Source organism: Zhenhengia yiwuensis, assembly GCF_014384995.1.
GTDB classification, from domain to species: Bacteria; Bacillota; Clostridia; order Lachnospirales; family Cellulosilyticaceae; genus Zhenhengia; species Zhenhengia yiwuensis.
Genome location: NZ_JACRSY010000005.1, coordinates 14,371 through 35,375, shown reverse-complemented (window position 1 = coordinate 35,375; position 21,005 = coordinate 14,371). Strand labels below are relative to the sequence as shown.

20 protein-coding genes and 1 other annotated feature are annotated in these 21,005 nt (G+C 35.9%); of the genes, 17 read left to right on the top strand and 3 right to left on the bottom strand.

Annotation, left to right across the window (positions count from 1 at the left end; all coding sequences use genetic code 11):
* Positions 1 to 308 precede the first annotated feature (308 nt).
* Positions 309 to 3,428, bottom strand: coding sequence for an isoleucine--tRNA ligase (gene ileS, locus H8718_RS04140; RefSeq protein WP_249331749.1), 3,120 nt, complete (start codon positions 3,426 to 3,428; stop codon positions 309 to 311).
* Positions 3,429 to 3,819: 391 nt separating this feature from the next.
* Positions 3,820 to 4,059: a binding site (T-box leader), on the bottom strand.
* A 310-nt stretch (positions 4,060 to 4,369) separates the two neighbouring features.
* On the opposite strand from ileS, the gene H8718_RS04135 reads away from it, so the two are divergent.
* From H8718_RS04135 to H8718_RS04115, 5 genes are all read left to right on the top strand, one after another.
* On the top strand, positions 4,370 to 4,588 hold the full coding sequence (locus tag H8718_RS04135; protein ID WP_249331746.1) for an RNA polymerase sigma factor: 219 nt from the start codon (positions 4,370 to 4,372) through the stop codon (positions 4,586 to 4,588).
* A gap of 47 nt (positions 4,589 to 4,635) precedes the next feature.
* On the top strand, positions 4,636 to 4,812 hold the full coding sequence (locus H8718_RS04130) for a hypothetical protein (RefSeq protein WP_249331744.1): 177 nt from the start codon (positions 4,636 to 4,638) through the stop codon (positions 4,810 to 4,812).
* Positions 4,813 to 5,037: 225 nt separating this feature from the next.
* Entirely contained in the window at positions 5,038 to 5,253 is a 216-nt protein-coding gene (locus H8718_RS04125) for a hypothetical protein (RefSeq protein ID WP_249331741.1), read from the top strand.
* 228 nt (positions 5,254 to 5,481) lie between these two features.
* The gene (locus H8718_RS04120) at positions 5,482 to 6,744 is read left to right on the top strand and encodes an RNA polymerase sigma factor (protein ID WP_249331740.1); all 1,263 of its coding nucleotides are present in this window, start codon (positions 5,482 to 5,484) and stop codon (positions 6,742 to 6,744) included.
* 357 nt (positions 6,745 to 7,101) lie between these two features.
* Positions 7,102 to 7,272: a hypothetical protein gene (locus H8718_RS04115; RefSeq protein WP_177670600.1), complete on the top strand. Its 171-nt coding sequence runs from the start codon at positions 7,102 to 7,104 to the stop codon at positions 7,270 to 7,272.
* Positions 7,273 to 7,290: 18 nt separating this feature from the next.
* Here the strand turns inward: H8718_RS04115 and H8718_RS04110 are convergent, their stop codons facing one another.
* Complete coding sequence (locus H8718_RS04110) at positions 7,291 to 7,908, bottom strand: DedA family protein (protein ID WP_249331737.1); 618 nt, start codon at positions 7,906 to 7,908, stop codon at positions 7,291 to 7,293.
* A 159-nt stretch (positions 7,909 to 8,067) separates the two neighbouring features.
* Here H8718_RS04110 and H8718_RS04105 point away from each other — a divergent pair, with 159 nt between their 5' ends.
* Positions 8,068 to 9,522, top strand: a complete 1,455-nt coding sequence (locus H8718_RS04105; RefSeq protein WP_249331732.1) for a nicotinate phosphoribosyltransferase — start codon at positions 8,068 to 8,070, stop codon at positions 9,520 to 9,522.
* An 11-nt stretch (positions 9,523 to 9,533) separates the two neighbouring features.
* A complete protein-coding gene (locus H8718_RS04100) occupies positions 9,534 to 10,271 on the top strand; it encodes a lysophospholipid acyltransferase family protein (protein ID WP_177670606.1) in 738 nt (245 codons plus the stop codon).
* A 238-nt stretch (positions 10,272 to 10,509) separates the two neighbouring features.
* Here H8718_RS04100 and cls read toward each other — a convergent pair whose 3' ends face one another.
* Positions 10,510 to 11,955: a cardiolipin synthase gene (cls, locus tag H8718_RS04095; protein WP_249331731.1), complete on the bottom strand. Its 1,446-nt coding sequence runs from the start codon at positions 11,953 to 11,955 to the stop codon at positions 10,510 to 10,512.
* Between the two features lie 104 nt (positions 11,956 to 12,059).
* Between cls and H8718_RS04090 the strand changes: the two genes are divergently transcribed.
* The 10 genes from H8718_RS04090 (at position 12,060) to atpB (ending at position 20,957) form a co-directional block, all read left to right on the top strand.
* Entirely contained in the window at positions 12,060 to 12,509 is a 450-nt protein-coding gene (locus tag H8718_RS04090; protein ID WP_249331728.1) for a hypothetical protein, read from the top strand.
* Positions 12,510 to 12,739: 230 nt separating this feature from the next.
* Entirely contained in the window at positions 12,740 to 13,606 is an 867-nt protein-coding gene (locus H8718_RS04085) for a YihY/virulence factor BrkB family protein (protein ID WP_177670610.1), read from the top strand.
* On the top strand, positions 13,599 to 14,207 hold the full coding sequence (locus H8718_RS04080) for a DNA-3-methyladenine glycosylase (protein WP_249331725.1): 609 nt from the start codon (positions 13,599 to 13,601) through the stop codon (positions 14,205 to 14,207). The genes H8718_RS04085 and H8718_RS04080 overlap by 8 nt, the downstream gene beginning before the upstream one ends.
* 25 nt (positions 14,208 to 14,232) lie before the next feature.
* A complete protein-coding gene (metF, locus tag H8718_RS04075) occupies positions 14,233 to 15,111 on the top strand; it encodes a methylenetetrahydrofolate reductase [NAD(P)H] (protein ID WP_177670612.1) in 879 nt (292 codons plus the stop codon).
* Positions 15,112 to 15,114: 3 nt separating this feature from the next.
* Positions 15,115 to 15,783 (top strand): vitamin B12 dependent-methionine synthase activation domain-containing protein, encoded by a 669-nt coding sequence (locus H8718_RS04070; RefSeq protein WP_249331723.1) that lies wholly within the window; start codon positions 15,115 to 15,117, stop codon positions 15,781 to 15,783.
* Positions 15,773 to 18,130 (top strand): homocysteine S-methyltransferase family protein, encoded by a 2,358-nt coding sequence (locus H8718_RS04065; protein WP_330597581.1) that lies wholly within the window; start codon positions 15,773 to 15,775, stop codon positions 18,128 to 18,130. Before H8718_RS04070 ends, H8718_RS04065 begins: the two co-directional genes overlap by 11 nt.
* A 305-nt stretch (positions 18,131 to 18,435) precedes the next feature.
* Positions 18,436 to 19,599, top strand: a complete 1,164-nt coding sequence (gene wecB, locus H8718_RS04060; protein ID WP_249331719.1) for a non-hydrolyzing UDP-N-acetylglucosamine 2-epimerase — start codon at positions 18,436 to 18,438, stop codon at positions 19,597 to 19,599.
* Between the two features lie 14 nt (positions 19,600 to 19,613).
* Positions 19,614 to 19,841: an AtpZ/AtpI family protein gene (locus H8718_RS04055; protein WP_177670620.1), complete on the top strand. Its 228-nt coding sequence runs from the start codon at positions 19,614 to 19,616 to the stop codon at positions 19,839 to 19,841.
* Entirely contained in the window at positions 19,834 to 20,196 is a 363-nt protein-coding gene (locus H8718_RS04050; protein WP_249331718.1) for an ATP synthase subunit I, read from the top strand. Before H8718_RS04055 ends, H8718_RS04050 begins: the two co-directional genes overlap by 8 nt.
* Positions 20,197 to 20,258: 62 nt before the next feature.
* Positions 20,259 to 20,957, top strand: coding sequence for a F0F1 ATP synthase subunit A (atpB, locus tag H8718_RS04045; RefSeq protein ID WP_177670624.1), 699 nt, complete (start codon positions 20,259 to 20,261; stop codon positions 20,955 to 20,957).
* Positions 20,958 to 21,005: the final 48 nt, after the last annotated feature.

Genomic DNA, 21,005 nt, shown 5'->3' with positions numbered 1-21,005 from the left:
TACATTCTTTAAAACTTAAACAGTAATAATGTTATTAAGGGATGTATCCCCAAGACCTCTCCTTAAAATTGTAGTAGGCTTAAAGAAGATATATAAATGGAGAATATTTAAGTTAGGCATAGATACATATGGAAAAATCAATTTCATAGATGATGTGTTCTCCATAGGATTTGATTTACTAAAATGCAATAAGGAAAAGCATACTATAGAATAGCTTGAACGTACAGAAAAGGGATTAGAAGAAATAAGAAAATAATAAGGAGCTTGCCCGTGGGCAAGCTCCTTATTATTTTATATAAACCAGAAAATTAAGCACGTTTTACTGCAAGAGTTACAGTTTCACCGTTAACTTTCCATTCTTTTGTATAACCATCTTCTAAAGTACCTTCAGCAACTTCATTTGCAAGTACTTCAGATGCAATTTCGCTGTTGTTTCTAGACATGATTTCAGCAATTTTAGCATTACCTGTGTAAGCTACTAAAATATGGTCTTGAACTTCAAAATCAGCTTCTTTTCTCATTGTTTGGATTTTAGAAATAAGTTCACGAACAAATCCTTCTTCAATGAGTTCTTCTGAAAGGTGAGTATCAAGTACAACTGTGAAACCACCTTCACTTTGAGCTACGAAACCTTCTTTTTGAGCTGTAGAGATAAGAACGTCATCTTTTGTAAGCTCAATTTCTTGGCCGTTGATGTCAAGTTTAAGTACACCTGTAGCATTAAGCTCAGCCATAGCTTTTGTACCATCAAGTTCTGTAAGAGCAGTTCTAATTGGGTTAAGAAGTTGGCCGTATTTTGGTCCAAGTGTACGCATTTGTGGTTTGAATGTGTAAGAAATGAATTCACTTGCATCTTCTGTGAAGATTACATTCTTAACGTTAAGCTCTTCAGCAATGATTTCGTTGTATGCCTCTGGAAGAACTTCAGTAGCACCTACACGCATTGTACCGATTGGCTGACGGTTTTTAATGTTTGATTCGTTACGACAAGCACGACCAAGTACTACGATTTGAAGAACATCATCCATGTGTTTTTCAAGCTCTTTGTCGATCATAGCTTCGTTTGCTACTGGGAAGTCGCAAAGGTGAATACTTGCTGGAGCTGCACTATCGTTTGTACGAACAAGGTTTTGGTACATTTCTTCTGTCATGAAAGGTACGAATGGTGCAGATACTTTAGCAAGTGTTGTAAGAACAGTGTAAAGTGTCATGTACGCATTTACTTTATCTTGTGGCATATCACTTTGCCAGAATCTTTCACGGCTACGACGTACGTACCAGTTAGATACATCATCAATGAAGTTTTGCATTTCACGAGATGCTTCGAAGATACGGTAGTTTTCTAAGTGATTATCGACTTCTTTAACTAAAGTATTTAATTTAGAAAGTACCCATTTATCCATCATGTTAAGTGAGTCATAATTTAACTCGTACTTAGTTGGATTGAAGTTATCGATATTTGCATAAAGTACATAGAACGCATAAGTGTTCCAGAATGTACCCATGAATTTTCTTTGTGCTTCACTTACATTTTCAGGGCCGAAGCGGCTTGGAAGGTATGGAGCACTTGCAGAGTAGAAGTACCAACGTACAGCATCTGCACCTTGACCATCAAGTACTGTCCAAGGATCAACTACGTTTCCTTTATGTTTACTCATTTTGAGACCATCTTTATCACATACGTGACCAAGAACGATTACGTTTTTGTATGGTGCTTTATCAAAGATAAGTGTTGAGATAGCCATAAGTGTGTAGAACCAGCCACGAGTTTGGTCAACAGCTTCTGAGATGAAGTCAGCTGGGTAGTTAGCCTCGAACACTTCTTTGTTTTCAAATGGATAGTGAAGTTGTGCGAATGGCATTGATCCACTATCATACCAGCAGTCAATAACGTCTGGTACACGTGTCATTTCTTTGCTACATACAGGACAGTTAAGGTGTACGTTATCAATGTATGGTTTGTGAAGTTCAATATCTTCTGGGCAGTCAGGGCTCATTGATTTAAGCTCTTCAATGCTTCCAATTAAGTGTTTATGGCCACAAGAACATTCCCAAATTGGAAGTGGAGTACCCCAGTAACGTGAACGTGAAAGACCCCAGTCAATAACACCTTCAAGGAAGTTACCGAAACGGCCTTCACCAATTGATGGTGGTAACCAGTTAACTGTATTATTATTTCTAACTAAAGCATCACGAACTTTTGACATAGAGATGAACCATGTGTCACGAGCATAGTAAAGAAGTGGTGTATCACATCTCCAGCAGTGTGGGTAACTATGTTCGTATGGTGCTGCTTTAAAGAGTTTATTATTTTCTTCTAACCATTTAAGGATAGCTGGGTCAGCATCTTTAACAAAGATGTTTTGCCACTCTGTTACTTCTGGTGTGAAGTAACCTTGTTCGTTTACAAGTTGTATAAATGGAAGGTCATTTTCACGACCAATTCTAGCATCGTCTTCACCGAATGCAGGAGCAATGTGTACGATACCTGTACCATCTGACATTGTAACGTAGCTATCAGCTACTACAAAGTAAGCTTTTTTCTCTGGTGTTACAAAGTTAAAGAGTGGTTCGTATGACATGCCACAAAGGTCAGATCCTTTGTATGTTTCTACAACTGTAGCATCTTCTGAAAGTACACTAGCTACAAGTGCTTCAGCTAAGATGTAAAGTGTACCATTGTCATTCGCTTTTACGTATGTTTCATCTGGGTTCACACAAAGTGCAACGTTTGATGGAAGTGTCCAAGGTGTTGTTGTCCAAGCAAGGAAGTAAGTGTTTTCTTCGCCGACTACTTTAAACTTAGCGATAGCTGTAGCATCTTTTACATCTTTGTAGCCTTGAGCTACTTCGTGAGAAGATAAAGATGTTCCACATCTTGGGCAGTAAGGTACGATTTTATGGCCTTTGTAAATAAGGTCTTTATCCCAAATTTGACGAAGTGACCACCATACAGATTCAATGTAGTTATTGTGGTAAGTAACATATGGGTTGTCCATGTCTACCCAGTAACCAACACGGTTAGTCATTTTTTCCCATTCACTTTGGTATTTCCAAACACTTTCTTTACATTTAGTAATGAAGTCTTCAACACCGTAGTTTTCGATTTCTGGTTTACCACTAATACCAAGAAGTTTTTCAACTTCAAGCTCTACTGGAAGACCATGTGTATCCCAACCAGCTTTACGAAGTACTTTATAGCCTTTCATAGTACGGTAACGAGGAATAAGGTCTTTGATTACACGTGTTAAGATATGGCCGATATGTGGTTTACCATTTGCTGTTGGAGGACCATCATAGAATGTGAATACTGGGCCATCTTCTCTTGATTTAATAGATTCTTCAAATACGTTGTTTTCTTGCCAGAACTTGAGGATTTCAAGCTCACGGTCAACGAAGTTGAGATTGGTGTCAACTTTTTTGTACATTGTTCTACCTCCTAAGTTTAATAGGGTGAAGTGGGCCGGGCAGGGTAAGCTATTAGCGCCGTACACTCTCTCCGTTTTTAGAGAAATTCTATTCGTTATAAAAAAGATAACGCCGTAAACTCGCTAGTGCTCAGACATACGGCTAAGTACATCTTTTTTATAACTTCATGAATTTCTAGTTAAAAACTACGAAGGTGTACTCTGCTAACAGCTCACCCCGCCCTAGTCACACTCTGCCCGAATAAAGAATAAGTGAATTAAAATATTCCGACCAATGCCAAGGGCAGAGGGGGAATAAAAGATAAAATAGAAAAACGCTGCACAGCCAGGAGGCTGGGCGACGTGCGTGGACTGATGTAAAAGCAATAAAAAAGCCCTTTCGTCCACTAGATAACAGGACGAAAGGGCATAAGTATGCATCTTCCGCGGTACCACCTGATTTGCCAGAGATTGAGACTGGCCACTCGTTATACCTTTCCTTAAGTTAACGGGAGGATTCCGTCAGAGCCTACTTTAAATTTCGGTCTGCCACTCCAAGGTGATTTTTCATATTTTCTATCGTATGGGCTTGCACCATCCCCACTCGCTAAGACGCTTTAAAAATACTACTTTTCCTTTTCATAGTGTTTTAAATTATAAATAAATTTATTCCTATTATAAAAGGTAAGTGTGTTTTTGTAAAGATTATTTATGGAATGTACCAGTATTTTTCTTAGAATTTGATAATCTCATTGTATTCCATTCTGGTAAGTATAGCTGGGGAATGAAAAAATATAAAATGTTCTACATTCAAGAAAGGGAGAAGAGGCTTGAAATGATATACTGAAGAAAAAAGGAAGATGAATATAAATCAATATTTTTTAAAGTAGCTATTAACCAAATTAAGTTTAGTACCACTATATAAATGAAAGCTTTCAAAACATACAGGGAGGGGCATAACATTGGAACGAAAACAAGCTGCGCAGCTTATACAAGAACAAATGAAAATATTATTTGCATTTGCTTTTTCTAAAGTGCGTAATAAAGAAGAGGCAGAAGATTTATGCAGTGAAATAATAGTACAAGTTTTAAATTCTATTAAAATCATTAAAAATGAAGAAGCTTTTTATGGCTACATGTGGGCAGTTGCTAGAAATGTCAAAGATCTAATCCGAAATTAAGAGACGAGTGTAAGCTATTAGCATCAATTGCTTTAGATGAGGAGGTTATGCAGTATACAAATAGTTGTATTAACTTAATAGAAGATAACATTATCTTAAATAAAGATGGAGACTTAAAGCCAAACTTTCCTGTCCTCACACAGGATATGTTAGAGAGTTTATGGAATGAGCTTAATCAGATTATTGAAGATATAAGGACTAGTACGCTGACGATTATCGAATAAGCTAGTAAAATTCTTAAAAATCATGCCCCTAAAAATTTAAAGGACCAATATGGACAGTTAGCATTTATTAAATATAAGTTGGATGTAATGGCATGTATTGTAGAAGAGATGGTGCGTAAACAGTATTTACAAGTGCCTGAGGAAAAGGTACCTCTAGACATATTAGGAATAAGAAAATAGAGAGTGCATTGATTTAATGAATGTAGAATGAGGGGGACTATTATTATGCAAAAGAAATATTGGTACAGATTTTTATATGTAATAAATATTATTTTAATAATTGGGTTTTGCTTTAGGATAAGTGCTGATTATTTAAAATATAACTCTATAGAAAATTCAGCCCCATTCTATGCATTTATTTTAGTAAGAGCATTAGAATTTTTATTACTAAGTAGTGTTATTTGTATCATAGCAAAAATGATTAAAAAGAAATTTAATTAGTAAAAAAATAGATTGGAATCCTTTGTAAAAACTATAGAAAGATAGAGAAAGGCATTAGAAATTCAAGAATTAACAGAAGCGATAAGATAGGCAAAAATCTTAGAGTGGTACATACTCTAAGATTTTTTTGTTGTAATTTTTAAATTCGAGTGAACCTTTTGGTGTGTGAGTTCGTCTATATAAGCAAGATCGATCTTAGAAGGTAGAGAAAGGGGTGAGGCTATACAAATGAATGAAAAGAAAAGCGTTTTCGAAACTTTGCTAGAGGCTAACAAAAATGTGCTTCAGAGATTTGTGTATTATAAGATGAACTGTAAACAAGATGGAGAAGATGTACTGCAAGAAGTATATCTTAGTGCTTATAAAAGATTTGAGCAATTAGAGGATCAGAGTAAATTTAAAGCATGGGTACTAACCATTGCAGCAAACAAATGTAAAGATTTCTATAGAGTAAGAAGTAAGGTACTAGAATTGCCTTTAGAAGAGGTGACCTCTTATGAAATGAGACAAACTAGGGCAGGAAGAAGTATAGAAGAAGTAGTAAGTGAGACACTGGAAGAATTAGCAGACAAAGATAAAGAGATTTTATTTCTATACTACATGAGAAATGAGAAGCAAAATGAGATTGCCAAGAGATTAAATATACCTATTGGGACGGTTAAGAGTAGATTATACAAGGCCAAACAACAGTTTAAGGATAAGTATCCTTATCCGCCAAAATTGAAAGGAGAAGAGAAAATGATAAAATTCCCGAAAGTAATGCCAGAGGTGAGTATAGTATTTAAGGGTGATGTACCATTTGAGGTAATCTGTGAAGAGGGATTTGGGGGATTTATTATACCTAGAGAACATGAGAAGTGTAGTGTAGCTTTTTATGATTATCCAGAAAAGACAATGACTATTCAAAGAGAGTCAAAGGTTACAAGAAAGGCTATGATAAGTGGCATTGAATGTGTAGAGATAGAATCTAAAGAGTACAATTCAGAAGGGGAAATGGTCTATGAATGTGCAGAATATATAAGACTTACAGAAGATGCTGTTCAATATGTAGCTGAGTGGCATATAGAAAATGGTGTGAAGAAGTTTGCTACTTTCTTAGAGGAAAATTTCTTAGAGCACTTTGGATGGGGAGAAGATAACTATGGTTTCCCAATACAGCTTAAGCAAGATGCTCATTTAAAACTTGTTGATGGTGAAATCATATGTGACCAAAAGGAAGCAATAGGTGTAATAGGTAGGTATGATGTAACCATTCAAGGTAAAACTTATGATACAGTCAGATATGTATTATTTGAAGGCGATTTAATAGCTGAAAAGTATATTGATCAAAAAGGTAGAACAGTTCTTTGGAGGCGCTACAATAAAGATGATTGGCAAATAGAAAGATATGGGAGCAAATGGAGTGAAAGGTTATCAAAGAACATACACATTAAGGTAAATGGAGAAAACTATGTTCATTGGTATGATTGTATAACAGATTATATTTTATAAGCAAAAAAAGCCAGCACAAATACGCCCCCCCCTTAAATATGGCGGTATATGTGCTAGCTTTTATTAGTGACCACTCCCCCCCCCTTTCCTACTTATAAAGTCACCTTATTATAAGTAGGGATTTAAGAAAGATTATAAATAAGGAAGGGGGGGCTGATTTATAATCTTTCTTAAAATGTAAGTATTAAAAATGCCTAGGATGTATTCTATTACTTACATTATATATATAGTCGTAAGTAGCAAAATTTCCTCAATATTTTTTAAAAAATTTTAGAGTGTGTATAGAGTTTATAGAAAAAAGTATGTAAGATAAATTTATATTAAAAGGTAAAAGAAGATAATAAGGGGAAGATGTAAATGCAAGATAAAATCATAGAAATAAATGGGTCAACTGGATTGGATTGGGCAGTGCAAGGTATGGCTATTTTACTATTTTTAGTACAGTTGGTACTAGTAGTTGGGTTAGGGATTTTAATTTGTAAAGGTATTCAAACACTTAATCTTTATATTAAGAAGAATAAGGAGTAAAAAAGAAACACGTAAGGCTTATGCTCTACGTGTTTCTTTTTTACTCTGATAGTTTCTTAGAAGTAAATAAAAAATACCTATACCTAGAATAATAAGAGCAAATGTACTATATTTTTTCATAATACTATCAATAAGTTCTAAGTTATTCCCTAAGAAGTATCCTAGGCTAATAAGTGCTGTATTCCAAGCCAATATGCCAAGAGCAGAATAGCTCATAAAGGAAAGTAGGTCAAGTTTCTGGCTACCTGCTAGGAAGGATACATAGGTACGTGTAAGAGGAAAGACTCGGCTAAAGAGTACGGCTAGATTTCCGTACTGCTTAAACCACTTATCTAAGGCGATGATAGATTTTTTAGTCTTAGGAAAACGTCTTTTAGACCACTCAAGTAAAGGAACACCACCTATGTAGCCGATGGCATAGGCGAGTAGTGTGCCAAAAACAGCGCCGATAATGCTGGCAGTAAATCCATAGACCATTTCATAGGTACCTGTTGCAATGCCCATTCCTACAAAAGGAAGGACTACTTCACTAGGAATAGGGAAGCATGCATACTCTAAACCTACAATAAAAATAATGCCGAAATAACCTAGTCCACCTGCCAGTTGCATAAGGTAATCCACAATGTGTGCAATCATAATAAACTTATCCACTCCTTTCAAATAAAATATATGCCAAAGTGTGGACAAATAGTGCTAAAATGAGTATAACCATTTCTTCAACAAAAAAGTATTTATGTGCTATAATAAAATTAAATAAATTATCTTAAATTTTACTTAAGAATAGGAGATAAAAATATGAGTACAAGAAACCTTACATTGTTAACAGACCTTTATCAATTAACAATGATGCAGGGGTATTTTGAAAATGATGTTAACAATCACGAAGTCGTTTTTGATTTATTTTATAGAAATAATCCATCAGGTAATGGCTATGCTATTTGCTGTGGTTTAGAACAAGCCATTGATTATATTAAGAACCTACATTTTACAGATGGAGATATTGAATATCTTGATTCTTTAAATATTTTTAGTAAAGCTTTTTTAGAGTATTTAAGAAGCTTTAAATTTACAGGAGATATTGATGCCATTCCAGAAGGAACGGTGGTACAACCAAATGAGCCACTTATGCGTGTGAAAGCACCAATTTTTGAAGCACAGTTTATTGAGACAACACTTCTGAATATTATTAATCATCAAAGTCTGATTGCCACAAAGGCAGCAAGAGTGGTAAGAGCAGCAGAAGAAGATACTGTACTTGAATTTGGTCTTAGACGTGCGCAAGGTCCTGATGCAGGGATTTATGGTGCAAGAGCTGCTGTTATAGGAGGCTGTCATGCTACATCAAATGTCCTTACAGGTCAAATGTTTAATGTACCAGTAGCAGGAACACATGCACATAGCTGGGTTATGAGCTTTGATCATGAAATTGATGCTTTTAGAGCTTATGCAAAACTCTTCCCTAACAAATGCATTCTACTTGTAGATACTTACGATACATTGGGGCAAGGTGTACCAAATGCTATTGCGGTGTTTGATGAGATGAAAGCAGCAGGCATTTCAATGGATTCTTATGGTATCCGCCTCGATAGTGGTGACTTAGCTTACCTATCTAAACAAGCTCGAAGAATGTTAGATGATGCAGGTCATGAAGATGCCGTAATCAGTGCATCTTGTGACCTTGATGAATACCTCATTGCAGACCTTAAGAGACAAGGAGCTGAAATTAGCTTATGGGGTGTAGGTACAAAACTAATTACATCAGATGACTGTCCATCATTTGGCGGTATCTACAAATTGGCAGCAGAGCGTAAGACAGGCGGAGAATTTATACCTAAAATTAAGATTTCAGATAACCCAGAGAAAGTTACAAATCCAGGTATTAAAAAAGTACTTAGAATTTATGATAAAACAACAGGTAAATTAAAAGTAGACCTTATTGCACTGGAAGAAGAAACAATTGATACAAACCAAGATTTAGTTGTACGTGACCCTAAAGCAAGATGGAAGAAAATGAAGCTTAAAGCAGGCCAGTATACAGTACGTGAACTCCTTGTGCCTATTTTTAGAGCGGGTAAATGTGTGTATGAATCACCACAAGTTATGGACATTCGTAGCTATGCTAAAGAAGAGCTTGAAACGTTATGGGATGAATATAAACGTCTTATCAACCCAGCTAGTATGCCAGTTGACTTATCAGATGACTTATACTATCTGAAAGAGCGTATGCTTGATGCCTATAAAACAGAATAGGGAGTGATACAATGATAAGAGGAATGAGAGTATTGTGGAGCATAGGATTCCACTACGTTATCAATATCTTTAAAAGGCAAAAGTATAGAGTGGATAATAAAGAACTAGACTTAGCCACAAAAAGAGAATATCGCTTTCATATATATCGTGCCATGCAAGACTTAAGCCGTCGTATGGTAAAGGCTGCAGGAGCGACTATAGAGATTAAAGGCAAAGAGAACTTACCGGCTAATGGACCTGTGGTGTATATGGCGACACATAAAGGCCTCTTTGATAGTCCAGTTATGGCTATTCTTATAGAAAATGAACCAGTCATCTTTATTGGGAAAGAAGAAACAAAGAAGATGCCAGTATTCGGTAAATGGTTTGAAGCTATGGGATGTATTTATTTAGCGCGTGATGATATGAAACAATCCCTTCAAGCTATCTTAAAAGGTATTGATGAGCTTAAAAATGGTCAATCCATTGTTATTTTCCCAGAAGGGACACGTATGAAGGGAAAAGAAATGGGAAACTTTAAAGCAGGAAGTTTTAAACTTGCGACAAAAGCTAATGTACCGATTGTACCAATCGCTATTCAAAATACTTATAAAGTATTAGAGGAAAAGAAAAAGATTCAAAAGACAACTATTTATGTGAATGTTGGAAAACCTATTGATGTACCTTCTTTAAGTGCAGAGGAAAAGAAAAAACTGCCTAAGCATGTAGAAGATATAGTGAGAGAGCTTTTAGCAGAGATTACAGATTAAAGTAAAAGGGACTGTTGCATGAGCAATAGTCCCTTTTACTTGTAAACAGAGCGGCCTCTTTTTATTGGTTCCAGGAGGAGGGAGGCTACTACACTCCTTTAGCTTAACGCTCGGTGTCCACCTTCATTAACACACTCTAAGCGTACCTCGCTAGCTGCTTTCGGGGTGTAGTAGCCTCCCTCCTTTCAGGTAGCTGGGAAGGGGATTCACTACACTCCTACGATACCTTTCTATCGGATTACAGGATAGGAGAAAATAATCTGGATACAGATTCTTTAAAGCGAATGAGACGTGAGCGGTTATTATATCTTTCTAGAGTAAGCTCAGAAGAGTCGTCTAGGTCGTGTATAAAGGCTTCGCTAAGTTCTTTGGCGAAGCTTTTATCATATATAAAAGCATTCATTTCAAAATTTAGTTTAAAGCTACGCATATCAAAGTTAGCTGTGCCCACAGAGGAGAGGGCTTCATCTACGATAATAGTCTTAGAATGTAAGAAGCCCTTATCATAAGTATAGGCGCGGGCACCGCAATCGATAAGCTCCCCAATATAGGAATAGGTAGCCCAATAGACAAAGGCATGGTCGGGTTTGTTAGGGAACATAATGCGTACATCTAAACCTGATAAGGCAGCGATTTTAAGCGTAGTTAGGAGTGCTTCATTAGGAATAAAGTAAGGGGTTTGAATCCAAATACTTTTGCGGGCGCCAGCAATCATCCCAATATAACCATTTAGAATACTAGAATGTTTAGAGTCAGGTCCGCCAGATACAAGTTGAACAACAGCGCCAGTACTATAGCAAAGTGGTGTAAGTTGAGGAATCTTATAGTGTTCTAGAAGGTGCGTTTCATGGGAAGCAAAGCGCCAGTCTAAAAGAAACTGGAGGTTGGCTAAAATGGCACCACTTCCTTCAATCTTTAAGTGTGTATCACGCCAGTAACCCATTTTCTTATTTTTACCTAAATACTCATCACCTACATTAAAGCCACCTAAATAGGCAATCTTATCATCGATAGTACAGAGTTTACGATGGTTACGATAATTGAAACGTAAGTTGATAAAAGGTTTAAAAGGTGGTGCAAAACAAATAATTTTAATGCCAGCATTCTCTAATTTTTTAAAGTAAGCCGAGTGTGTTTTAAGACATCCCATACCATCATAAAGGAGAGAAATCTCTACACCTTCTTGAGCTTTTTGAATAAGACATTCGCTAAAGAGTTGTCCTATTTCATCATCATGGATAATATAATATTCTAAGTGAATATAAGAGTGGGCTGCTTTAATACTCTCAAACAGATCGCTAAACTTAGCCTTCCCATCCGTGAATAAGGTAAGACTATTGTCACACGTATAAACTGTTTCATGGCCTATCAGATGAAGGTTTAAGAGGTTATAATCATAGCAGGCTGGGCAAGTACCTAATGTGCAAGAACTGCAAGAATCCTTGTAAATCTGTGTATGCAGAAGATGCATATAGCGGTCAGATTCTTCTTTCTGATTGAACATCTTACGCCTTTTCATGCTTTGCCCAAAGAAAAGGTAAAGAATAAAACCCACAATAGGAATGAAGAGCATAACCATTACCCAAGCCCAGGTGGTTGTTACATCTTTATGTTCAATAAAAATAATATAACCAATACAAGTTAAATCAATAATAAGCGACAATAATACAAGTAAAATAAGCATGTATGCACACCTTTCAAATGTGATAATATCTTATTGATATTGTGGTATATTCCGTTATATGCTATACTATTTTACATATTTAGTCGTACTAAGGAGGTATTAAGGTGGAAACCTGGCAGATCGTATTAATATGGGTCGTAGTGATCGCGGCAATCGGAGTCGGACTTTATTTTTGGGGTAAAAAATTACAAAAAAGATATGATGAGCAACAACAACTCGTTAATCAGCATAAACAAGTTGTACCTTTATTCATTATAGATAAGAAAAAGGACAAGCTAGAGAACCTCAAGCTTCCTAAACAGGTAAAAGACCAAGTACCAAAGATGCAACGTAAAAGAAAGATGCCAGTTGTTATTGCAAAAGCTGGTCCTCAAATTGTTACACTTATGTGTGATGAAATCGTGTACAATACAGTACCTGTAAAAAAACAAATTAAAGCAGAAGTCGCTGGAATCATGCTTGTTAATGTTGTTTCAGGTAAACTTCCAGTTCCTAAAAAAGAAGGTTTTATGAACAAGATGAAACGTAAAGCAAAAGAGCTTCAAAATAAATAAAGTGCGTAAGACATGAGTGTAGACTCATGTCTTTTTTTATATTAGAGAAAATTTTACTTTTCTATAATATAGGGAATACAGGGGACTATTACTCACTTTATTAATTTAAAATATTTAACCGAGGTATAAATTGTGATATAGTAAATGAAAGATTTCAAAAAATAAGTATACTCCTTAAATGAGTGAGATATACTGAAAAGGAGAAATTCTACATAAAGGTGGGCATTTAATTGGAATCCATTAAATTTTTTATTGATTATATTATGAGGCTAAAGAAAAGGTTTATCGGGCACGATATTGCAGCACGCAGTGCACAAAGCACATACTATTGGATATTGGCATTTTTTCCTTTTTTAATGATGATCATTTCCATTTTAACTTATACCAATATTGCTCAGAGTGAGTTTATGGTGTACTTATCAGAGGTTGTGCCTGGAGCAGTTATGCCATTTATTGAGCAAACGATTAATCAGCTTATAGAGTACCGCAGTGCAACTTTACTGTCTTTTAGTGCTATTGCTGCCATTTGGTCTGCTTCGGCAGCAGTTAATGTAATAATAAGAGGTATTCATAAGGCTTATAGTGGCGTAGATGGTAGAAGTTTCTGGGTGAGAAAAATCTTTTCTATGCTTTATACCGTTGTTTTAGCTGTACTGATTGCAGGGCTTATTATTCTATTAGTATTTGGGAATCGTATAGGAGAATATGTCATTACCACTTTTCACATCCAAGGAGAGGGATATAAGTTGCTATGGGATATTGTGAGACTTACTCTACCTGTAGTAGGACTACTTATGGGACTTTATATGATCTATAAGTTTATTCCGCGTAGGCATTTAAGAGATGGGAATGTGTGGCCTGGCACCATTTTTGCAAGTATGGGTTGGTATGCTTTTTCTTATTTATTCTCATTATATGTAGATAGATTCAGTAGATATAATCAGATGTATGGAAGCTTAGGGAGTGTCTTTATTTTACTCATTTGGCTTTATACAAGCTGTATTTTAGTATTATTAGGCGCTGAAATAAATGCTTTATATCAAGATATGAAGCAAATTAGTAGAGCTAGAAAACGAAGGGAGCATCTAAGTGACTAAAATTATTGAACAGAAATTTTATTTGAGAGATGGGCTAAAGGTAGCTAGGGATTTATTAGGTAAGGTATTAGTAAGAGAGATAGAGGGAAGGGTAGCACGTTTTAGAATTGTAGAGACAGAAGCTTATTTAGGACCAGAGGATAAGGGGGCACACTCTTACGGAGGAAAACGTACACCAAGAACCATGCCTATTTTTGAAGATGGGGGAATTACCTACGTTTATCTTATTTATGGAATGTATAACTGCCTTAACATTATAGCGAACTATAAGGATATACCACATTGTGTACTAATAAGAGCAGTAGAACCATTAGATGAAGAAGCGCTAGCATTTTGTAGAACCTATAGGCATATTAAATCTAAAAAAGTACAAGATCTAACGAATGGGCCAGGTAAACTATGCCAAGCGCTTCATATTGATAAGACGCTTAATGCATTGCCTGTTACAAAGAAGGGACAGCTTTATGTTGAGGAAGGGGATACACCTTTAAATATTGTAAGAGATAAACGTATTAATATTGATTATGCTGAGGAATACAGAGATAAAGAGTGGCGTTTCTATATAGAGGGGAATAAGTTCGTATCTGTATTCAAAAAATAAAATAATAAGTAAGGGGAGATTCAGCTTGAAAATCAGTACATTATTTAATGAAAGTAAACCAATCATATCTTTTGAAATTTTTCCACCAAAACAGACTACATCTATAGAAAGTATTTACAGTACTATCGATGCACTTGCACCTTTGTCACCAGACTTCATTAGTGTGACTTATGGTGCAGGTGGAAGTACTCAAGGTAAAACAGTTCAGATTGCATCTTTGCTTAAAAATCAATATAATATTACACCACTTGCACATTTAACTTGTGTCGGTGGAAGTAAGGAAAGTATGGACCAAATTCTAGATGAGTTAGAAAGAGAGGGTGTTCATAATATACTGGCATTAAGAGGTGACTTACCAGAAGGAAGCAGCTTAGGGGATTTTAGTTATGCCAGTGACCTTATTAAATATATTAAGCAAAGAGATAGCTTTGATGTAGCAGCGGCCTGCTATCCAGAAAAACATATTGAAGCACTCACTTTAGAAGAAGATATTAAACATCTTCAATATAAAGTAGACTGCGGAGCTGAGCTACTTATTAGTCAGCTTTTCTTTGACAATGACGCTTTCTATAAATGGAGAGAAAACGTGAGAAGTCAGGGCATACATACACCAATTGTGGCAGGAATCATGCCTATTACATCGGGAAAACAGCTTGAACGTATGGTAACACTTTGCGGAGCTAGTATTCCAGCATCTATACAGAATTTAATTAAAGCCTATAATCATAATGCACAAGCGCTGAAGGAAGCAGGTATTGCTTATGCCACCATGCAAATTATAGATTTATTAGCCTCAGGTGTAGATGGTATTCACCTTTATACCATGAATCAAGCAGATATTGCAAAACGTATTATGGAAAATATAAGGGGAATTAATTACGCTGTAAGAACAAAGAGGGCTTAAAGTATGCACGATAAAATTATTATAAAAGAAGTACTCAGATATATTAATGTACCTTATGCGAAAGCGGATGATGAAATTAAGATGCAGATTCAAGCTACTTATAAAGAGCTTAAAGACATTGCCGATATAAGATATACGTATCAAAAATTTGCTCTTGAAAAAGAAGCGCAGCAAATAGGCCTTAAAGATACATCACTTCAAATCATGACATCAGATTTATCTAGAGTACTTAAAAATTGTGATGAAGTATATGTATTAGCAGCTACATTAGGTACGCAAGTAGATAAGAAAATCAGTGCCATTCAGCAGACTGATATGTTAAAGGCTTTACTTTTTAATGCTTGTGCTAATGTGCTTATTGAATCTGCTTGTGACCAAGTAGAGCGTGAAATTATGGAAAGCTTATCAGAAGATAGGTATTTAACCATGCGTTATAGTCCTGGTTATGGAGATGTACCCCTTAATGTACAACCAGAGTTACTGAGGGTATTAGATACAGCGCGCAAAATAGGTTTAACAACAACTAAAGCAGGCATGCTCCTTCCTATTAAATCCGTTACAGCTTTTATCGGACTTTCTTCTATAAAAGAAGATAGGCAAAAGGGCTGTGGCGAGTGTTTAATTCAAGGCGTATGTGCATATAGAAGAAGAGGTGAAAAGTGTGGGAGCTAGATTTTTTGATGGTGCTATGGGAACTGTGCTTCAAGGCAAAGGTTTAAAGCTTGGGGAAATTCCAGAGCTTTTTAACTTTACACATAGCCAGCTTATAGAGAGTGTACATTTATCTTATTTAGAAGCGGGTGCAGATTATGTAACGACTAATACATTTGGTGCCAACGCTTATAAAATTAATGAAACAAAATACACAGTAGAACAGGTCATTACTAAGGCAGTTGCATTAGCGAAAAGTGCTGTCTCAAAAGTAGGGCGTGGAAAAGTAGTGCTCGACATTGGTTCGACCGGTAAGCTAATAGAACCAGTAGGGGATGTAAGATTTGAAGAAGCTTATGAAGTTTTTAAAGAACAAGTTGTAGCTGGTGAAAAGGCAGGAGCAGACCTTATACTTTTTGAGACATTTACAGATCTTTATGAATTAAAGGCAGGCGTACTTGCAGCTAAGGAAAATACAAAACTTCCTATTTACTGTACCATGACTTTTGAAGCTAATGGGCGTACCTTCTTTGGGACAAGTATTGAATCTATGATTTTAACCTTAGAGGCTTTAGGGGTAGATGCACTAGGAGTAAACTGTAGCTTAGGACCAAAGGAATTAAAACCAATTGTAGAGAAAATTGTATCCCTTGCGTCTATTCCAGTGCTTGTACAGCCCAATGCAGGATTGCCAACCATGATAGAGGGTAAAGCTCAGTATGACATTACACCAGAAGAGTTTGCAGACTGTATGGCTTACTTTGCAGAAATAGGCGTTCATATCCTTGGAGGATGCTGTGGTACAAACCCTGAATACATCAGACAAGTTGTAGAAAAGGTAGAATCTATAGAGGTAAAACCACTAACACCTAAAAAGTTATGTGGCATCTGTAGCAGTCAAACGGCTGTATTTTTTGATGATGTACGCGTAATAGGGGAAAGACTTAATCCAACAGGTAAGAAACTTTTACAGCAAGCACTTCGAGATGACAATATGGATTATGTTTTAAGATTAGCGCTTGAACAGAAGGAAGAAGGTGCACATATTTTAGATGTGAATATGGGACTTCCTGATATTGACGAAGTGGCTATGCTTACTAAAGCTATTAAACAAATACAGGGTGTCATTGACTTACCACTTCAAATCGACTCTTCAAATGTAGCTGCTTTAGAAAGTGGGGCACGTATTTATAATGGTAAACCACTTATCAACTCCGTTAATGGTAAGAAGGAAAGTTTAGAGACTATACTACCTATTGCGAAGAAATATGGAGCAGCAGTACTAGGCCTTACACTTGATGAAAAAGGTATTCCTGAAAGTGCGGAGGAAAGACTAGAGGTAGCAAGACGTATTGTAGAAGCTGCCGAGGGGTATGGCATACCGAGGGAAGATATCTTTATCGACTGCCTGGTTGTAACGGCTTCCGCTCAGCAGGACTTAGTTATTGAGACACTTAAAGCTGTAAAACTAGTTAAAGAAGAACTTGGTGTTAAGACTATTCTAGGTGTGAGCAATGTATCCTTTGGTTTACCACAAAGAAGTGTACTAAATGAAGCCATGCTGACTATGGCACTTATGCAGGGATTAGATGCACCTATTCTTAATCCGAAAAATACCCAGATGTTAGAAGCTATTATGGCTTACCGTGTATTAGCAGGCCATGATAAAGAGTCTAAAGCGTATATTGAGTACTTTAGTGGTAAACAGCAGGAGGCAAATAATGCGACAGTAAGTGTGCAAGAGCATACTTTAGAGGAAGCTATTATTAAGGGACTTAAAAAAGAAGCCAAGCAATTAACAGAAGTGTTATTAAAAGACCATGAGCCTTTAGAAGTTGTAGAAGAGTATATTGTGCCAGCACTGAATAAGGTAGGAGAAGATTATGAGAAGGAGATTCTTTACCTTCCACAGCTTATTAAATCAGCTGAAGCTGCTCAAAGTAGTTTTGAAGTCTTAAAGTTGGCGCTGATGAATAAGGGAACAGAGAATCCTAGCAAAGGACCTAAAGTCATACTGGCAACCGTAAAAGGTGATATTCATGATATTGGTAAAAATATCGTGAAAGTCATTATGCAAAACTATGGCTTTGAGGTTATCGATTTAGGTAAAGATGTGTCATATGAAGAAGTCTTAGAGGCAGTAAGAAAACATAATGTAAAATTAGTAGGACTTAGTGCACTTATGACAACAACAGTTACAAGCATGGCAGAGACTATTACATGCTTAAAGGAAGAGGTGCCAGAATGTAAGGTTGTTGTTGGAGGCGCCGTTTTGACTGAGGAATTAGCTCAGTTCGTTCAGGCAGATTTTTATGCCAAAGATGCAATGGAAACAGTAAGAATTGCTAAAACATATTTTGAAATGTAGATAGCAGGGAAATTGAGGGAAAAAGGCTTGGATAAAAGAGCTACTAAGCAAGAAATAAAAGGATATTAATGTTGTTCTAAAATAGATTTGCGTAGTATTTAAGACAGAGATTTATCTCTGTCTTAAATTTTTTGTAAAATTCGATATTATGCAAAATATACTTAGAGCATTTACAATTGTACAACTATAGTGGTAAAGTAAGTAGGATAAAAAGCTTATTTTTATAGGATATACATAATATTAAGGTATAATAAACACACTAAATCTGATATCAAATGATAAAAGAGGATAATAGGAGCGTAGAAATGATAAGAGATAAAATTCGCGTTATGAGCGTGTTTGGCACAAGACCAGAAGCTATTAAAATGGCACCACTTGTAAAAGAACTAGAGAAAAACAGCGAAATTGAAAATTTAGTTTGTGTAACAGCACAACACAGAGAAATGCTCGATCAAGTATTAGAAATTTTTAACATTGTACCTGATTATGATCTTAACATTATGAAGGATCGCCAGACGTTAACAGGTATTACAACACGTGTACTAGAAGGAATGGAAAGTGTGTTAGAAGAAGCTAAACCAGATATCGTTTTGGTACATGGGGATACATCTACAACATTTGTAACAGCGCTTGCAGCTTTTTACAAACAAATTCCTGTAGGACATGTAGAAGCAGGGCTTCGTACATACAATATATACGAGCCATTTCCAGAAGAAATGAACAGAAAGTTAGCTGGTGCGCTTTCAACACTTCATTTTTCTCCTACACCACAAGCTAAAAAGAACTTATTAAAAGAAGCAGTAGATGAGCAGGCTATTTATGTAACAGGGAATACCGTTATTGATGCACTTAAAACAACTATTGAAGAGGATTATCACTTTACAGTAGATTTGCTCAATAACATTGACTATAAAAATAAACGCGTCATTACAATGACAGCTCATAGAAGAGAGAATCAAGGAGAGCCACTTCGTCAAATTTGTGAAGCTGTAAAAGCTATTGCAGAGGAATTTGATGATGTAGAAGTTGTTTATGCAGTGCATAAAAATCCAGTTGTAAGAGATGTAGTCTACGAAATATTAGGAGACACATGTAATGTCCATCTTATTGAACCGCTCGATCTTAAAGATATGCATAACTTGATGAACCGTTCATATCTTGTGCTTACAGATTCAGGCGGTCTGCAAGAAGAGGTACCTTCTATGGGGAAACCTGTACTTGTACTTCGTAATGTAACCGAAAGACCTGAAGGTGTTGAAGCTGGTACACTTAAACTTGCTGGTGTACAAAAAGAAACCATTTACAACCTTACAAAAGAACTCCTTACGGATGAAGTCGTTTATAAGCAAATGGCACAAGCTAAAAATCCATTTGGAGATGGACATGCTTCTGTACGTATTGTAGAAGCTATTCTTTCTTACTTTAAAGAAGGTAAAGAAAGACCACAAGATTATATTTATAATGCATAGAAGTAGGTGAATAGATGAAGAGTAAGGGATGGATAAGTGCTTTAGCTCTTGTAGAACAAGTTGGTCTATCTATGATCATTCCTATTTTTCTATGCGTATTTATAGGGAATTTTTTAGATAAAGTAACTGGTAAAGCACCACTATTTCTAGTGATTTTTATTTTGCTAGGAGTAGGAAGTGCCTTTAGAAATTTATTTTACATTGTAGGTAAGGAAGCTAAGAAAGGGAAGAAAAATGAATAAAGCATTTATGAAAAATTATGCAATGCAATGTACAATGGTAGCTTTTTCGTTAGTTGTATATGGAATAGGATTGTTTATGGTAACAGATGCTTTAAGCTGGACTTTAGGTATTGTTTTAGGTCTTCTTATAGCCCTTCTTAAACTTAAACTTATGGAAAATACTTTTACAAAGGCAGTTAATCTTTCGGAAGCTAAAGCAAAGGGATATACACAAAGACAGTATATGCTTCGTTATGTACTGACAGGTATTGTCCTTTTAGTAGCAGCCCTTAATAAGGATGTAAGTCTTTTAGGTGTATTTTTTGGATTAGTCTCCATGAAAGTAGGAGCCTATGTACAATTAGGCCTAAAGTAAATGAGGCAACAAGAGCATTAGCTCTTTAGCATAGAAATTTATATGGAAAGGAGAGTGGGTAGGTGGAGCAAAATTTAGATTTTGGGATTCATCAGGTAGTCACATTCTTTGAATATAATGGACAATCTTTTGGTCTCACAACTACGCATATTAATACATTTCTGGTAATGGCTGTACTTACAATTTTTGGACTTATTGTACGTTATAAACTTAAAAACTTTAAAATGATACCAGATAGTAAATTTCAAATTATCATTGAGTTTTTAGTAGACACTATTAATAGCTTTACAATTAGTACAATGGGTGAAAAAAATGCAAGATTCAGTTCATTCTATGGTCCTATGTTTTTATTCATCCTGCTATGTAACCTTACAGGATTAATTGGACTAAGACCACCTACTGCGGACATTGCGACTACTTTTGCCTTATCTTTAACCACATTCTTTATGATTCAGTGGTATGGTTTAAGAGCAAGAGGAACAAGATACTTAAAAGGTTTCTTAGAGCCAATGCCATTCTTATTACCACTTAACATTATTGGTGAACTTGCTAACCCAATTTCATTAAGTTTCCGTTTATTTGGTAATATCTTAGGTGGAACAATCATCATGGGACTTTACTATGCCATGATGCCATGGTGGGCACAACTTGGATTGCCTTCAGTACTGCATTCATACTTCGACGTATTTGCAGGGGCATTACAAACACTGATTTTCGTTATGCTAAGCATGACATTTGTATCTAGCGCAATGGAAGACTAAAAGAAGAGGTGAAAGAAATGACGGGATACGCAGATTTCCTTTTTGGAT

Bases quoted from the DNA above. Each gene is read 5' to 3' on its own strand.
- H8718_RS04105 (WP_249331732.1), top strand. From the start codon at position 8,068: ATGAGTACAAGAAACCTTACATTGTTAACAGACCTTTATCAATTAACA.
- H8718_RS04110 (WP_249331737.1), bottom strand. From the start codon at position 7,908: ATGATTGCACACATTGTGGATTACCTTATGCAACTGGCAGGTGGACTA.
- H8718_RS04100 (WP_177670606.1), top strand. From the start codon at position 9,534: ATGATAAGAGGAATGAGAGTATTGTGGAGCATAGGATTCCACTACGTT.
- H8718_RS04120 (WP_249331740.1), top strand. From the start codon at position 5,482: ATGAATGAAAAGAAAAGCGTTTTCGAAACTTTGCTAGAGGCTAACAAA.
- cls (WP_249331731.1), bottom strand. From the start codon at position 11,955: ATGCTTATTTTACTTGTATTATTGTCGCTTATTATTGATTTAACTTGT.
- wecB (WP_249331719.1), top strand. From the start codon at position 18,436: ATGATAAGAGATAAAATTCGCGTTATGAGCGTGTTTGGCACAAGACCA.
- H8718_RS04115 (WP_177670600.1), top strand. From the start codon at position 7,102: ATGCAAGATAAAATCATAGAAATAAATGGGTCAACTGGATTGGATTGG.
- ileS (WP_249331749.1), bottom strand. From the start codon at position 3,428: ATGTACAAAAAAGTTGACACCAATCTCAACTTCGTTGACCGTGAGCTT.
- H8718_RS04070 (WP_249331723.1), top strand. From the start codon at position 15,115: ATGCACGATAAAATTATTATAAAAGAAGTACTCAGATATATTAATGTA.
- H8718_RS04055 (WP_177670620.1), top strand. From the start codon at position 19,614: ATGAAGAGTAAGGGATGGATAAGTGCTTTAGCTCTTGTAGAACAAGTT.
- H8718_RS04130 (WP_249331744.1), top strand. From the start codon at position 4,636: ATGCAGTATACAAATAGTTGTATTAACTTAATAGAAGATAACATTATC.
- H8718_RS04050 (WP_249331718.1), top strand. From the start codon at position 19,834: ATGAATAAAGCATTTATGAAAAATTATGCAATGCAATGTACAATGGTA.
- H8718_RS04125 (WP_249331741.1), top strand. From the start codon at position 5,038: ATGCAAAAGAAATATTGGTACAGATTTTTATATGTAATAAATATTATT.